The organism is Clostridium sp. BJN0013 (assembly GCF_040939125.1).
Classification (GTDB): Bacteria; Bacillota; Clostridia; order Clostridiales; family Clostridiaceae; genus Clostridium_B.
The window spans coordinates 807,934-820,874 of record NZ_CP162495.1 but is presented as its reverse complement, the minus strand read 5'-3'; the positions used below and the strand labels follow the sequence as shown (position 1 = coordinate 820,874).

General features: G+C 28.5%; 12 protein-coding genes. 5 read left to right on the top strand and 7 right to left on the bottom strand.

All coding sequences use genetic code 11. The features are described from left to right. The first annotated feature begins 555 nt into the window (after positions 1–555). The 4 genes from AB3K27_RS04355 to AB3K27_RS04340 all read left to right on the top strand — a co-directional run bounded on the left by AB3K27_RS04355 (position 556) and on the right by AB3K27_RS04340 (position 3,770). Positions 556–1,029, top strand: a complete 474-nt coding sequence (locus tag AB3K27_RS04355) for a hypothetical protein (RefSeq protein ID WP_368490029.1) — start codon at positions 556–558, stop codon at positions 1,027–1,029. Next, a complete protein-coding gene (locus tag AB3K27_RS04350) occupies positions 1,016–1,675 on the top strand; it encodes an accessory gene regulator ArgB-like protein (RefSeq protein ID WP_368490028.1) in 660 nt (219 codons plus the stop codon). Before AB3K27_RS04355 ends, AB3K27_RS04350 begins: the two co-directional genes overlap by 14 nt. A 2-nt stretch (positions 1,676–1,677) precedes the next feature. Beyond that, complete coding sequence (locus AB3K27_RS04345; protein WP_368490027.1) at positions 1,678–1,812, top strand: cyclic lactone autoinducer peptide; 135 nt, start codon at positions 1,678–1,680, stop codon at positions 1,810–1,812. 104 nt (positions 1,813–1,916) lie between these two features. Beyond that, the gene (locus AB3K27_RS04340) at positions 1,917–3,770 is read left to right on the top strand and encodes an ATP-binding protein (protein WP_368490026.1); all 1,854 of its coding nucleotides are present in this window, start codon (positions 1,917–1,919) and stop codon (positions 3,768–3,770) included. Between the two features lie 40 nt (positions 3,771–3,810). On the opposite strand, the gene AB3K27_RS04335 is transcribed toward AB3K27_RS04340, so the two are convergent. The 6 genes from AB3K27_RS04335 to AB3K27_RS04310 form a co-directional block, all read right to left on the bottom strand. Then, positions 3,811–5,523 (bottom strand): methyl-accepting chemotaxis protein, encoded by a 1,713-nt coding sequence (locus AB3K27_RS04335; RefSeq protein WP_368490025.1) that lies wholly within the window; start codon positions 5,521–5,523, stop codon positions 3,811–3,813. A 217-nt stretch (positions 5,524–5,740) separates the two neighbouring features. Next, on the bottom strand, positions 5,741–7,117 hold the full coding sequence (gene gabT, locus AB3K27_RS04330) for a 4-aminobutyrate--2-oxoglutarate transaminase (protein WP_368490024.1): 1,377 nt from the start codon (positions 7,115–7,117) through the stop codon (positions 5,741–5,743). 161 nt (positions 7,118–7,278) lie between these two features. After that, positions 7,279–8,490: a PucR family transcriptional regulator gene (locus AB3K27_RS04325; RefSeq protein ID WP_368490023.1), complete on the bottom strand. Its 1,212-nt coding sequence runs from the start codon at positions 8,488–8,490 to the stop codon at positions 7,279–7,281. Positions 8,491–8,800: 310 nt separating this feature from the next. Then, positions 8,801–9,355, bottom strand: a complete 555-nt coding sequence (locus tag AB3K27_RS04320) for a protein kinase (RefSeq protein WP_368490022.1) — start codon at positions 9,353–9,355, stop codon at positions 8,801–8,803. Positions 9,356–9,612: 257 nt separating this feature from the next. Beyond that, a complete protein-coding gene (locus AB3K27_RS04315; protein ID WP_368490021.1) occupies positions 9,613–10,173 on the bottom strand; it encodes an MEDS domain-containing protein in 561 nt (186 codons plus the stop codon). Positions 10,174–10,357: 184 nt separating this feature from the next. After that, a complete protein-coding gene (locus tag AB3K27_RS04310; RefSeq protein WP_368490020.1) occupies positions 10,358–11,008 on the bottom strand; it encodes a hemolysin III family protein in 651 nt (216 codons plus the stop codon). Positions 11,009–11,215: 207 nt separating this feature from the next. On the opposite strand from AB3K27_RS04310, the gene AB3K27_RS04305 reads away from it, so the two are divergent. After that, positions 11,216–11,887, top strand: coding sequence for a DUF6483 family protein (locus tag AB3K27_RS04305; protein ID WP_368490019.1), 672 nt, complete (start codon positions 11,216–11,218; stop codon positions 11,885–11,887). Between the two features lie 27 nt (positions 11,888–11,914). On the opposite strand, the gene AB3K27_RS04300 is transcribed toward AB3K27_RS04305, so the two are convergent. After that, a complete protein-coding gene (locus AB3K27_RS04300; protein WP_368490018.1) occupies positions 11,915–12,877 on the bottom strand; it encodes a DMT family transporter in 963 nt (320 codons plus the stop codon). Positions 12,878–12,941: the final 64 nt, after the last annotated feature.

Below are 12,941 nucleotides of genomic sequence, written 5' to 3'. Positions count from 1 at the left end.
GTTTTTTAGTGCTGGCAGGAATATGTGTAATAACTGAAAAGTTTCTTCCTATAAAAAACTATATTATTTCAAGTATCCTGCTGAGTCTTTGTATTTTTTTTATAAGAAGACTTCCCATGTATTGGGGTATTCATACACTAATATTTATCATTTTAATAATAAGTATTATGTTTATTCAAGGCATTCCTTTAACCTCTTCTATTTGTGGCACATTTTGTATGCTTTTAATACTCAGTACAAGTGAAGTTCTAAATATATTAATACTAAATATTTTTCATATCAAAACAACTTTGCTATACATAGATTCTATCAGTGCTTCTATTAAAAAATGTTTACTGGGAATTCCTTCCCTTATTATGGTATTTTTGTTTGTATTGATACTTTATTATTTTAAAAATAAACATATTAATCCATTAAAAACTTAATTTTCTTGTTAAAATATTAAAAATTTCATTTATTTTAATATTTTAAGAAGGAATTTTACTTTTTATGTAGAATTTTCACATATATAACTTGTTTAAATAAAATTATAAAATTCAGAAGGGATTTTAATATATGTTGAAACTTCACTGGATAGAAATTTTTTTAAGACTTATTCCTGAAATGTTTTTGGTAATTTGGGGAATAGCTACATTAGCTAAAAAATCTTTTAGTGTAAAAAAATACATATTTTTAAGTATTATAACAGGACTAGCTGTATTTTCTGTAAGAAATCTTCCTATATATTTTGGAGTTCATACCATAATAATAATTATTTTAACTATAATTATCATGGTAATTGCAGGAATACCTATAATTGCTTCCATATATGGTACATTAATTATGTCCTTAATACTTTCATCAAGTGAATTTCTAAGTATATTTATATTAAACTTTTTTAATATAAATACAAATATTAATATTAATAATATTAATCCCCTAAAAAAGTGCCTACTTGGTATTCCTTCACTAGTAATTTTATTTTTAGTAATTATTATCCTCCATTATATATTAAAAAGGAGAGAAAAGCTAAAAAATGTATCTGACTGAAAAACTGGCAGTTTCTTTAGGGAAAAAAGCTAAAATACTTTTAAATATAGACAAAAATAGAGAACAAATTATAGTATATGGTGCAATTAATCTGCTGCAGACTGTATTTTCTATTTTATGGATTATAATTGCAGGATTTATTTTAGGAGTACTTTATGAAGCTCTTATATTTTCCACTGCAGCAAGCATTTTAAGAAAATATTCTGGGGGTGTACATGCTTCTTCTCCCAATAGATGTATTATAATAGGTACTGTTTTATCCTCTGCTGCAGGACTTGTAATTGATAAATTTCCTTACAGTCTCTCTCTTATAAACACTACAGCTATGGGTATATTTTTCATAACAGCTTCATTTATAATAGTTATTCTAAAAGCCCCTATAGACAGCATTAAAAAACCCATTACAGATTTAAATATGAAAAAAAAATTCAAAAAAAATTCTATTATTACATTAATGATATTTTCAATAATTATAGCAATCTTATCTATAATTTATAAAATTACCTTTAAACTTTGTTACTTGAAAATTATCTACAGCATTATTCTAGGTATTTTATGGCAGTCTATTACCTTAACCAAAATATGTACAATAACCTTTGAAAAAGTTACTTTTACTTTAAAATTTATAACTGGAAGGAGTCTATAATAATGAAAAGTAAATTTATAAAAATATTTTTATCCTTATGCGTATTAATATGTACATTAATGGCTTTTACAGTTTCTGCCTCAGCATGTTATTGGGGATTTTATCAAACAGAAGAACCTGATTGTTTGAGAAAGTAAATAAAAAATCTGAGCATATTCTTAGTAAAAATTACTGATTTATGAAATTGGTGATTTTTACTTTTTAAAAACCAAATATAATTTGTATGATTGGAGGACTATCTGTGAAATCTGTTACAAGAGATATGTCTGTTATGCTGTCCATGATAAAAATAGCCATAATAATATTTATTTCACTAATTATATACATCAATCTGCCTAATTACTGGACATATTTAAATATAAAAGAAAATATTAATTTCAGTTTATATACTACAGCTTTTCTCTCAGGTATTCTAGCACTAATTTATATAATGTGGCTTATAATTAACGTTAAAATAGAGCGATCCTCAAATGTATTCAGAAAATCCTGGCTCATAGAGACAATATTTTTTACATTATTGATTGCTTTGCCCATATACCTGTCTAATTCTTACGAAAATGAATATAAATACCTGTTTCTACTATTGATAATAGCTGCAGTAATACAGTATGGCTCTCGATATGGAATTATAACTGCCTTTTTTTCTTCCTTTTTTATACTGGGAGCGGATTTACTATATGCCCCCACCATAAAAGATGTAAATGTATATTTCCAAAAGGATTTGATACTGGTGGGGATATTTATATTTATATCCTGGATACTTGGTTATTATGTGGATATAGAAGCTGAAAATAATAGAAATAAGGACAACAAATTGGACTTGTTGAACTGCAAATTAAAAGAACAAAATATCAAAAGAAAAGATATTGAATTTTCACTGTTTAAAAATGAAGTATGCTTTCATATGTTATTTCAAGATTCCATAAACTCCATTATAGTCCACGATAAGGGAAAGATAATTTATGCAAACCAAAGTGCCGCCAGACTTTTGGGATATGAGAACCCTCTAAAATTAAATGATAAATTATTGTATAGTCACTATAACCCTGAAGATATATCCGACCTCAGAGAAAAATATACAAATATTATAGATGAAAAACTATCTACAGTTGTAAATGAAGAAAATATACTAGACTGTGAAGGTAATACTATTTCTATAAGAAATACTTCTTCATTTTTTATTTATAACGGAAAGCCTGTTATACTCACTTTTCTCCTGGATTTAACCTCTCAAAAACAAATGGAAACTTTAAAAAACACTGCAGAAAAAAATTTAAAATTATTAAATGAAACCAAAGAATTCAACACCCTCATAATGGACTTTTTTATAAATATGTCCCATGAAATCAAAACACCTGTAAATGTTATATTTGTAGCTATTCAAACTATGGAGATATATTTAAATAAATACGACAATGAAGATATGGAAAAATGTAAATCTTATTTAAAAACCATGAAACAAAATTGTTTAAGGCTGATAAGATTAATAAATAATATAACAGATATAACCAAGGTGGACTCCGGATTTATCAATCTTAACAGACAAAATATGGATATAGTAAGTGTGGTGGAGGACATTACCCAATCCGTGGCTTCCCATATAAACTCTAAAAATATAGATTTAATATTTGATACAAATACAGAAGAAAAAATTATGGCTTTTGACCCTGATAAAATGGAACGTATAATGCTGAATTTACTTTCCAATGCTTTTAAATACACCTACTCCACAGGACATATATATGTAAATATAGAGGATAGAGGTAAAACAGTACTGATTACTGTAGAGGACGATGGAGATGGAATTCCTGAAGATAAACTCCAGGTTATATTTGAACGCTTTGGCCAGGCCAACCGTTCTCTATCCAGGGAACATGAGGGAAGTGGAGTAGGTTTATATCTTGTAAAATCTTTTGTAACCATGCATAATGGAAAAATAGATGTCAGCAGTATACAGGGAAAGGGAAGTAAATTTTCCATAGAATTGCCTGTGGAAATAATTGATAACGATGAATCCCAAAATAACACACCATTCAAGACAAATGTGGAAAGAATAGATATAGAATTTTCTGATATATATTCCCTTTCAAATTAAAAGAGTTTGCAGCTTAAATAAAAACTACAAACCCTTTTATTTAAATTTTAAATTTCTGCACCATTCCATTCAACTGTTGAGCCAGTTCTGCCTGACTTTGTGCTGTCATTGATACCTGAGCAACAGCTTTTACAGTTTCGTCAATACCATTTTGTATTATCTCCGTATTTTCCCAGGATTTTTGTGCAGTAGAAGACATGCTTTGTGCCGCTTCACTTACCTGGCCTATGGTTGCAGCCAACTCTCCTGACATGGATGCCAGCTCTTCTGACATTTTGCTTACAAAATCTGCATCGTTATAATATTCCACGCCCATACCTGCAAATGTTTTAAATTGGAGATTTACCTTCTCATTTATAAAATTCAATATTTCCTCACTGCTTTTGGATATATTTTTAAAAGCTTCCTGAACCTTTACAATAGTGTCCTGAATACCTACAACAGCTTCTGAGGACTGTTCAGCAAGTTTTCCGACCTCTTCTGCTACTACAGCGAACCCTTTTCCATGTTCTCCCGCCCTGGCAGCTTCTATAGCTGCATTAAGAGCCAGTAAATTTGTCTGTTCTGCTATGCTTCCTATGGTATCTGCCATTTGTATTATATTTTCCACTACTTTGCCATCTTCAATGGCCTTTAAGGTATTTTGTTTTTTCTCTTCATATATTTTTTCAGTATATTCCATGGCAGTTTTTCCTGTATTTCTTACATTGGTGGCTCTCTCTTTAGCATGCATGGAATTATTGCTTCCATCCATAGCCTTTTGTGATAATTCATTTACACTTGAGTCCACTTCCTCTATGGAAGCAGTTATCTGCTCAGATGCGGCACTGGTTTCCTGTATACTGTTTGCCACATTTTTTAATGAGCTGTCTATACTCTGGGCCTTAGATGAAAGTTCCTCTGAAGTTGCAGATAACTCCTGGCTGGAACTGCTCATATTTTCAGAGTCTTCCATAATATTTTTCACCAAATCCACTATATTTTTTTGTGCCTTGTTAAGAGATAGTGCAACTTGTCCAAATTCATCTTTTCTCTTTACATTTGTATTTGAAGAAAAATCAAAATTTGAAAACTTATCTGCCAGCTCTTTAATTTTTAAAATAGGTCTGTTAATATTATTTGATGTAATAATTCCAAGAACTAGGGATAAAACCGCACTGGCCAGAATTATTACAATTAAAAATATAAAAGAAGATCTATATTGGGCAATTCCACTATTATAATCATTTTCAGCTGCTTTCACTTTTAGAGCTATGTACTGATCAAGTACAGAAAACACTTTTGTTCTATAGCTTTCTGTTTGTTCAAATTGTATTCTGCCATTTTCATAATCCCCCTGTTGTATAAACTTTATGTAATTTCCTCTAGCACTTCTCCAGCCTTCTAAATATTGTTGAAATTCTCCATACAATTGTTTGTCTTTATCTGTTACTATGGTAGATTTATAGTCCGATTGGAGCTTTTCATCCTTTTCTTTTAACTTATCAATGTTACTGATAATATCATTTAAACTATCTTTATTAACTGGATCCAGGATAACAAGCATATCTGATCTGCCTTCCATTAGATTTGTCTTCAATTCTTGAAGAATGTTTGTACTTCTTAAATTTATATTATACATATTGTTTAAACTGTCATTTACATTTCCTATCTTATTTATAGATATGATTCCTACTAAACATGTAAATAGTGTTATTACAATAAAGGATAACATTAATTTTTTAAAAATCTTTAAATCTGAGAACCAATTCATTATAAAAATCTCCTTTACATATTTTACTTTAAATTATTATAACATATTAATATTTAAAGTTATAACTTAAATTTATAAAATTTTCTTAACGTAAATTAGGAAAGCTAGTGTTTTAATATAGTTTTTTACAAAAATAAAATGGTAGGTTATACCTACCATTTTATTATATATTATATAGAGTTTTTTAGATAGCAGTTTTTAATATATACTAAGTTCTTTAAACTATACTTTTATATTCCAACTGACTCTTTACTTCCAATTCACTTTCTATTGCCTCTTCAATTACATCAATGCCATATTTTAATTGTTCCTGGGTTATTACAAGAGGCGGCAAGAATCTTATTACATTACTTAACAATCCTGCATTTAAAACTACTACTCCTCTTTTAAAACAATATTGTGTAACCTTTTTAACCAGCTCTGCATAAGCTTCTTTTGTGCTTCTGTCTTTTACAAATTCCACTCCTATCATTGCTCCAAGGCCTCTTATATCACCTATTACATCATATTTTTCTCTCATGTGCTGAAACCTGGCTGTAATATATTTCCCAATTTTAAAGGCTCTACTACAAAGATCATCTTTATCTATCTTTTCTATAACCTTAAGAGCTGCAACACATCCCAGAGGGCTTCCCGAATATGTGCCTCCAATACCTCCTACACAAGCAGCATCCATAATTTCTGCCTTTCCTACAACTGCACTTAACGGAAATCCATTGGCAATTGACTTTGACATGGTTATAATATCTGCTTCTACTCCAAAATGTTCATGGGCAAATAATTTTCCGGTTCTTCCAAAGCCGGCTTGTACTTCATCAATAATAAATACTATGTCATTTTCATTGCATATTTGTTGAATAACTTTAAAATACTCTTTTGGAGGTACTATGAATCCACCTTCCCCTTGTACCGGCTCTGCTATTAAACAAGCTATTTCATCCTTGGAATTTACGGTTTTCAACATAGTCCTAAGTTTTTCAGCACAGGCTATACCACATTCAGGATATTTGCATCCAAGGGCACATCTATAACAATAGGCACCTTCTGTCTTATAAGTTTGTGAGGCAAAGGGTCCAAATCCATCTTTATATGGCCTGTATTTACTTGTTATAGACATTGTCATATTGGTCCTGCCGTGAAAAGAACCCCAAAGGGAGATTATACCTGATTTTTTAGTATAGGCTCTAGCTATTTTGATGGCATTCTCCACTGCCTCCGCACCACTATTGGCAAACATAGCTTTTTTTTCATAACTGCCCGGTGTAATTTCTACAAGTTTTTCCGCCAGGGCAATATATGGCTCATACATATTTACATGAAAACAAGGATGTATATATTTATCAAGCTGGGCTTTTACGGCTTCCACTACTCCCTCATCTCTATGTCCTACATTTTGGACTCCTATAGCCCCTGCAAAATCAACAAATACATTTCCATCTATATCTTGTATAAGTGCACCTTTAGCCTCTTCCACAAATATAGGTGCACTGCATCCCACTCCTTTAGCTACATATTGTTCTCTTTTTTTAATAAGTTCCTTAGACTTAGGTCCTGGTATTTCAGTTATAATTTTTGCATTCTTTTCCTCAATCATTTTTAACGCCCCCATACATATACATACTTCATAATAAATTAATATATTTTTATATTTAAACTTATAATTTATTGATTTGATAAATATATTATATATAATTTAACATATTATCATCCATATTCATATGTATAAAAAGGACAATTATATAACACAGCATTTGTTTACTTTATACAGGTCAAGAAGTTCTTTATTTTGAAAGCCATATCAAATTTAAATAAATGTTCCATATTTCTAAGATTGCAGTTTAATATCTCTTCTATTCTTTTTATTCTATATTTCAAGGTATTCTTGTGAATAAAAAGTTCCTCTGCACTCTGTATCAAATTACAATTTTCATTAATATAAACCTGCAAAGTTTCGACTAAACTTGTAGAATTTTTATTGTCATATTCTATAAGTTCTCCTAATATTTCTTCAAGAAGTCTCTTCATTTCATCTTTTTTGTCCAGGTCAAACAATAACCTGTACATGCCCATATCTTTATAATTGCATATTTTATTTTTACCTCCTCCTAAAATCTTTAAAGCATTTTGTGCTTTATTTACACTATCTTTAAGTTCTTCAAGCTTTGTCCAGAAACTTCCTATACCAATACCTATTTCAAGTTCTCCTACTTTTAAATTTATATTACTTAAAATATCTTCTGCAATTGAATCTATTTTATCTTTTTCATCCTTTTCCACAGGAAAAATAATTATAACAAAAGTATTTTCAATTATATTAATTGATTTTTTATTTAATTTATTCATTATATTAAATATAATCTGTTCAATCTGCTGTCTTGTTTTGGTTTCTAAATCTTCATTCCAAACTCCATCTTGTTTGACAAAGCTTATAAAATTATCTATGGATATTACCATTGAACAATAAGTCTTGCCCGGGTTGTATTTATAAAATTTAGATTTATTTGCTTCATCTTCATTATAGTTTAAATCTCCAAGAATAATACTCCTTATGAAACTATTCATTGACTCCTGTTCCATTTTATTCATAAAAATTGCTTTACATATACTTTGACTTATGTCTATTAATCTTACTTCAAAGGGTAATTCAAATATTGGAAAATCAAGATAATCTGCAAGTTCTATTATATTTTGGGGAGTGCTTGAAATATAAGGGCCTATATTTATAACAAGTCCAGCTATATTCTTGGAATTTAAATCTTTAATTAACTTGTAAAGAATATTTATATCATCTTTTATAAGTATTCCTGTTATTAAAATCAATTCTCCTCCCTTTAGCCAACGTATATATCCCGGGTTTTCCATAAAATGCACCCATTTTATAATTCTTCCCATACCTTTCTTTCCTGCTACAATCTTTAATTTATTTGCATATGGTAAAGTCCTTATATTTTCACAATTTATTATCATAATTTCACCACACACCTTCATATTATTCTTAGCATTTTTTAAAAGAACGCCTTTATTTTGAAAATTTCAAAATAAAGGCGCCTAAACAAATTTTCGAGATATATTATGAGTCGTATTATCTAGAAGAGATATGTCATAACAATAAATTAAATACATTATTAAATTTATTATTATTTATTAATAATATTACCATTTTATTAAAATGTCAATGATTATTCTGATAATTTACTTATAATTTATTGAATTGTTATGTTAATCAGTATTTAAAAGGAGCTTACAATGGTTAAATAACATTGTAAGCTCTCTTCTTTTATATTACTTTATGGGAATAAACTCCAAAGTCCATATCAGGTCTCTCTTCATTCAATATTTTTATAAATTCTTGTAATAGCCCCATTTTTTTTAACTTTCTTAAAAAAGATTTTGGATAAGGTATATCTTGAACATAGCTTTTTCTTGGATCTATTAGCATAAGTGACCCATCTTTTTGAACAAACAGATGAGGAAATCTCATTTCCAGTTTTGTAAAACCCAGCTTCTTCATATCATCAATAAGCTCTATCACTCTTATAACAAAGGACCTACTTAAACCATTCTTTATAAGATAATCTTTTACATTAGTTCCCCCCACGTATTCTCTAATCATATAATACTTGTCCATTTCATAAGCCCTAGGAAAGTGAGGACTTCCTTCTACAGATTTTAATATATCAAATTCACGTTTACAGCTGTGTGAACTATTGAATATTTTTAAAACTTTTTTGTCTGGCATTAAATATACTTGTCCACTATGCCCTCCCCCTAAATACTTGCAAGATCTTAAATCAACTGGGATACCTTCATAATGGTCCTGTGAATTTTTCACAATAACACCTCCTTTGTTTTTATGTAATATAAAAACAAAGGATTTAAAATGCCATTAATACATACTATTAAAATATGTTTATTATGTTACTATATTTATTTTTAGAATATTAAGTATCTTATACATAATTTTTATCATTTACGGTTAAACTTATAATGCCTTGATAATATAATAACTCCCATATGTAATAACTCCATAAATTTAATGAATTTTATTTGAAATCCTCATTTAAAATAATCCTAGTTGAACAACTAGGATTATTTTGAATGAGAGAGTCCACAGCAATTTTGCAGACTTCCATTATACAATCTGTAAGGATGAACTCTATAGGATTCTAAAATGATCTCATCATCTATTATATATTTGTGTTTTAAATAATCCTCAAAATCATATAGACTCATAGAAGAAACCTTCAATCCTGAGATTATATACAATATGGATCTATTAAAGTCTATGAAATATTCCCGGGAACTGCTTAAAATTACATAATCAGTTTGTATAATAAATCTGATTCCCGAATAACCATTTTCAATAATTTCATCTATATGCTTTGAAAGCTTTGTTCTTATTTCAGTTAAATCCAATTTGTCGTAATAATCAATCATCTTATGTACATTAAAATTTTTTATATAACTAAATCCACATATATCCGATAAATATTTTATTAATTCACTATATACTCCAGGAGCCATGCACACATATATTTTTTCATTCTTATCAATACCATCTTTAATATAGTTATACATGTTTAAAACTAAATGTTGTAACCCAAAATAATAAAAAGAAGAATGAAATCCAAAAATATTATTTTTATCCATAATCATTACCCTCTATAAATATAAATTAAACTTATGTTTTATATATTCTATGCTATAACATCATACTCCTTTTAATATTTAGTAAAATTTCTTTATTTATGTGAATTTCACTATATTATCTAAAATAATTATATTACTTTTTTACTTAAAAATAAAAAATTCTTACCTTCTGTAAAACTTTGGCTTATTGGTTTGGAAATAAATATAAAAGTATACAAAAGAAATGACATACAGTTCCTCCTATGACAAAAAGGTGCCATATAGCATGATTATAGGGTATTTTATTAAACATATATAAAAGAGCCCCTACTGTATATATAATTCCTCCTGAGACTAAAAGAACTATTGCTGTAGAAGATAACTTTACTAAAAGTATTTTTATGGCAAAAATTATCATCCAGCCCATGAATATATATAACAAGGTAGATGCAACATCATATTTGCCTACCCAGAATACCTTCATTATTATTCCGAGTACTGCCATAATCCATACTATCCAAAATAGTATCCAACCTACAGAATCTCTTAAAATTGTCAGGGTAAAGGGAGTATAGGTTCCAGCTATTAAAAGATAAATGGATGAATGGTCAATTATTCTAAAAACCCTCTTAGCTTTTGGGTTGGTTATGCTGTGATATAAGGTAGATCCCAGATATAATATGAACATGGAGATTCCATAAATTGTATAACTTATAACATACCATTTATCACCCAGCCTGCTTGAAAATACAATTAAAAGGACCATAGCTGCTATGGACAAAAGTGTAGCTATGCCATGAGTTATGGCATTTGCCATCTCCTCTCCTCTTGTATATAATTTAACTTCATTATACAAATGAAACCACTCCTTTAAAATTTAATATATATATTATTATATGTAGTTTTGTAAACTATATGTACTGTATACAATAATATCACATGAGATATTCATATTCAATACTTGTTATCAATTTTTACTGTATACTTATAGTAAATAAATTGATTTTTTAGTATAATGTATGTGTTAATGTATGTCTTGTGAAAATTCCAGGAGGGTCTAATAATGTTAAAAAGAAGCATAACAGATGAATTGATTAAAAAATTTGAAGAATTGTTAGAACAAATAATTTTTAATAAAAAAAATGAAAATTATACAAAGGCCATGAATTTGATAGATGATGCCTTTAAGTATATATTCAGGCTTAGCATAAAATTTTTTAATTCTTTTTCTACAGAAAACTTACTTGAAATAATAAAAAGTGATGGAACCATAAATGTGGATAAATATATAATGATGGCTAAATTATTAAAAGAAGAGGCAGATATTTTAGAAAACCAGCATAAGACAGAAGATGCTTTTTACATATATGAAAAATCTTTAAATCTTTTTTTAAACGCCTATTTAATCAAAGATGATCACTGTAATCTAGAAAACTATTTTTCAGATATTGATCCCATTATAATTAAGATTTCCCCTTATAAACTATCCCTAGATGTTGAAAATAAACTAATAGAATATTACCTGAAAATTGGAATATATGATAAAGCCGAAAATATATTATATGAAATGCTGCAAGACAGTAATTTTTCTGAAAAATGTCTAAAAAATGCCCTGAAATTTTACCACAATCTACTTTTAAAAAGTGAAGATGAACTCAATAGAGGTAATCTGCCCCGGGAAGAGATAATTGAGTCATTGAATTCTTTAAATGAAAAATTATTAAGATCAACATAAAATAAATGATTGAGACCTAAAAAGGTTTCAATCATTTATTTTAACTTTCTCTTCAATACATACTGGATTTTTATTCTTTTTTTGCGTAAATGTCATAAGAGAACCAAATAATATAAATAATATACCCATTACAGTATTAAATGGTATACTCTCCTTTAACAGTATTAATGCAAGAATAGGAGCAAGAGCTGGTTTTATAAAGAATACCACAGATGCAGTGGATGCAGAAGTATTGTCCATGGCAAGAAAATAAAATAAATATCCAAGACCGGTTACAACTACACCTAAATAAATTATAACAAATATATTTGAAGAGTTTATGCCCTGAAATAGTGGAATATCTGAAAAAATATGAAAACTGCTATTTGAAACTGCATTTTTAAATATTGAAAGTTTAGAAATACATATTAGAATAAACATTATCATGTCTCCTACTAAAAATGTTATGCAGTTCATGGCTATACTTCCATATCTATAAGATTTCATTTTACCTACTACACTGTATATTGAAAATGTAAAGGCAGCTATTACACACAACACTATTCCTGTAACATTTCCACCCTGTGCTGCTTGAAAAGGATTCAAAATACATACTATTCCAATTAAACTTAATACTAAAGAAACAATGGTAGCTTTATTTAAATCTTCTTTTAAAATTAAATAGGCAAAAGGAATTGTAAATATGGGGTTTGTACTAAATATTATAGCTACAATGGAAGCTTTTGTGTAAACTATAGCAAACTGGAAAAAGGACATGCTAATTACAACACATAAAAGTCCCGTTATAATAAAATACCCAAAATCTTTTCTATTTAATTTTATACCTTTATTTTTAAGTATTTTAATGGTAGATGGTAACAATATAAGTCCACCTATTAAAAATCTCAAAAAATTCAACTGAAATGGATTTATAACATTAGAAATTACTTTACCTGCTATTTCCATAGTACTGAAGGTTATAGCAGCTAAAATAATATACAGATATCCCATGCTGTCATCTCCTCTTATTAAAAGTTATGGGTTAAAAGTGAAAAGTTATGGTTGGTTTTCTTCA

Excerpts from the sequence above, each read along its gene's own strand:
- AB3K27_RS04355 (WP_368490029.1), top strand. The coding sequence starts at position 556 with ATGTTGAAACTTCACTGGATAGAAATTTTTTTAAGACTTATTCCTGAA.
- AB3K27_RS04350 (WP_368490028.1), top strand. The coding sequence starts at position 1,016 with ATGTATCTGACTGAAAAACTGGCAGTTTCTTTAGGGAAAAAAGCTAAA.
- AB3K27_RS04345 (WP_368490027.1), top strand. The coding sequence starts at position 1,678 with ATGAAAAGTAAATTTATAAAAATATTTTTATCCTTATGCGTATTAATA.
- AB3K27_RS04335 (WP_368490025.1), bottom strand. The coding sequence starts at position 5,523 with ATGAATTGGTTCTCAGATTTAAAGATTTTTAAAAAATTAATGTTATCC.
- gabT (WP_368490024.1), bottom strand. The coding sequence starts at position 7,117 with ATGATTGAGGAAAAGAATGCAAAAATTATAACTGAAATACCAGGACCT.
- AB3K27_RS04325 (WP_368490023.1), bottom strand. The coding sequence starts at position 8,490 with ATGATAATAAATTGTGAAAATATAAGGACTTTACCATATGCAAATAAA.
- AB3K27_RS04315 (WP_368490021.1), bottom strand. The coding sequence starts at position 10,173 with ATGGATAAAAATAATATTTTTGGATTTCATTCTTCTTTTTATTATTTT.
- AB3K27_RS04305 (WP_368490019.1), top strand. The coding sequence starts at position 11,216 with ATGTTAAAAAGAAGCATAACAGATGAATTGATTAAAAAATTTGAAGAA.
- AB3K27_RS04300 (WP_368490018.1), bottom strand. The coding sequence starts at position 12,877 with ATGGGATATCTGTATATTATTTTAGCTGCTATAACCTTCAGTACTATG.